Source organism: Pseudomonas sp. CM25 (assembly GCF_013179705.1).
Lineage (GTDB): Bacteria > Pseudomonadota > Gammaproteobacteria > Pseudomonadales > Pseudomonadaceae > Aquipseudomonas.
On the sequence record NZ_JABMCW010000554.1, the window covers coordinates 1 to 2284 of the forward strand.

Sequence of the window (2284 nt, forward strand, 5' to 3'; positions counted from 1 at the left end):
CGAGCAAGCTTGAGGGTGGGGCGCTTGAGCGTCATCCATTGGAGCAGGCCACGACCATTGAGGCCTGGCTGAAGGCCAAGGTCCGCAGTTATCAGCCACGGCCTGTGCCGCCGATCAGCATCATGCGAAACGGTGAGCTGGTCGCGCCTGCGACCTGGAGCGAAACCGAGATCGGCCCCGAAGACCAGGTGTCGATCTACATCGAGCCGAAGGGCAGTTCTCTCAAGACCATCTTCAAGCCTGGACCGCTGGCCAAGCTGTTTGGCCTGGGCAACCCGTTCGACCCGGTGAAGCCGGCCACGCCGAACATGCAGAACCGCACCTCGCGGGAGCTGAACCTGTCGACGGTGAAGGGCAACCAGGCCGCGCTGAACGATGCCATTCCTGAGCTGGCAGGCTCCCCGAAGCGCTATCCCGACTATCTGGTGCCCGCTCACCGCTACTTTGGCGAGCCAACCGAGCAGTGGACGGAGCTTCTGCTGTGCATTGGCAAGGGAAAGTACCAGGTCCTACCGGGCAACGTCATGGTGGGTGACACCACCATCGCATCGCTGGGCTCGACGGCCAGCTACAAGATTTTTGGCCCAGGCGAGGATCTGTCTGCCGAAACCGCAGCGCAGTGGTGGCACAGCTCGACCGAAGTGGGCTCGACCAATACCGGCAGCGCCGGCCTCACGCTGACGACCACCATCGCGGTGCAGCAACAGTTCACCGGCAACTCGGTGGTTGCTTCCGGTTTCGTCCTGACCGTTCCGGAGGGCGCCGGATGGTTCCCGTTCGGCTGGGATGCCGGGATGATCGCCAGGGTAGAGATGCTGTACCCGTACACCTTCACCGCGCCGGCGGACGGCAGCGCCACGGTTATCAGCGGTAAGCACCTCCCGATGCTGGGGGCGTTTGTCGGGATGAAGGTTGAACTGGCCGGAGCCAACGCCGGTGAGTACGTGGTGGCCACCTACACCCCGGAAGTGCCCGCTACGCCTGAAGTGCCTGGTTCTCCGTCCATGGTGACGGGCAGTGCTGCACCGAACCGTTTCAATTTCGATGTGTCGCCCGTGAGCTTCACGGTGTCTCGGGGCTCCAGTGATTTTCCGGTGACCCTGAATACGGCCACCACAAACCTGGCCGGCCTGGTCTCTGCCGTGAATACGGCACTAGCCGGTACCGCCTTGGTGGCCAGCGACTCCAGCGGACGACTGCGCATTGCCGAGCAGGCCGCCCCGTTCACCGGTACCGCACTTGCCCTGAGTGGTTCGACCGATGATGTGTTCGGGGGGGCGCCCGTGTTCGTGACTGGCGTGAAGTCAGAGGCTGCAGTAGACGGTCAGTTCGCCAAGATGACCCTGGCCTATGATGGCGGCGCGCCGGCGATCGGCCTGCAAGTGGGCAATTTGCTGGCTTCGATTGGCTATCGCGGTCTGCGCTACAGGATTACAGCTGTGTCCGATGACGCGGAAGAGGATGATGACGACACCGAGGTTGACGAAAGCCACGGTCCATCGGCTATCACGCTTTCCCGCCTGACGGATACGGGCGCGGAGGATGGCGTCTGGGAAGGCTTCGACGCGCTACAGACTAGCGATGTCAACATTGTGCTCGATGGCTCGACCACTGAAGGCGACTGGTCTGGCCCGTTCGCAGTGGTTCCACCTGGTGAGGTGACTCGACGCCTGGAGATCGACTTCTTCTTCCCGCAAGGGATGATTCGCTACACCGAAAAGAACGGTAACCAGCGGCAGGTGAGCGTCAAGGTCGAGATCCAGTACCGAGACATTACAACCGCTGGCGCCTGGACCTCGGTCACGTCGACCTACACCGCCATGTCACCCGATCAGATGGGTTTTACCCGGAAAATCTCCATCCCGGCAGCCATGCGGCCAGAGGTGCGTGTGCGCCGTATTGGCGAGGAATCGACGACATCGAACAAGCAGGATCGCGTGCAGTGGTACGGCCTGCGCGGGCGCATTGAGCGCGTACCGAGCCGGTACGAAGGTGTCACGGTCATGGTGGTCTACGTCAAGGGCAGCAACCGCCTTTCGGCCCAGTCCGAGACCATGGTTTCTGTCCGGCCCACCCGGGTGCTGCCGGTGCGCAGTGGCGGGGCATGGGCAGTGGAAACACCCACTCGGGACATCGTGCCATGGGTGGCGCACGTGGCGCGCACGATTGGCTACACGGACGATGACCTCGATCTGGCAGAACTGGACCGGCTTGATGCCATTTGGAAGGCTCGCGGGGACTATTTTGACCTTGCGGTGACTGGCCAGGAAACCGTGCTTGAGGC

Annotated in this window: 1 protein-coding gene; it reads left to right on the top strand. The window is 62.6% G+C overall.

From position 1 onward, the window contains the following. Positions 1-2284 (top strand): host specificity factor TipJ family phage tail protein (locus HP546_RS29315; protein WP_172233094.1); only part of this gene is annotated, 2284 nt, incomplete at both ends.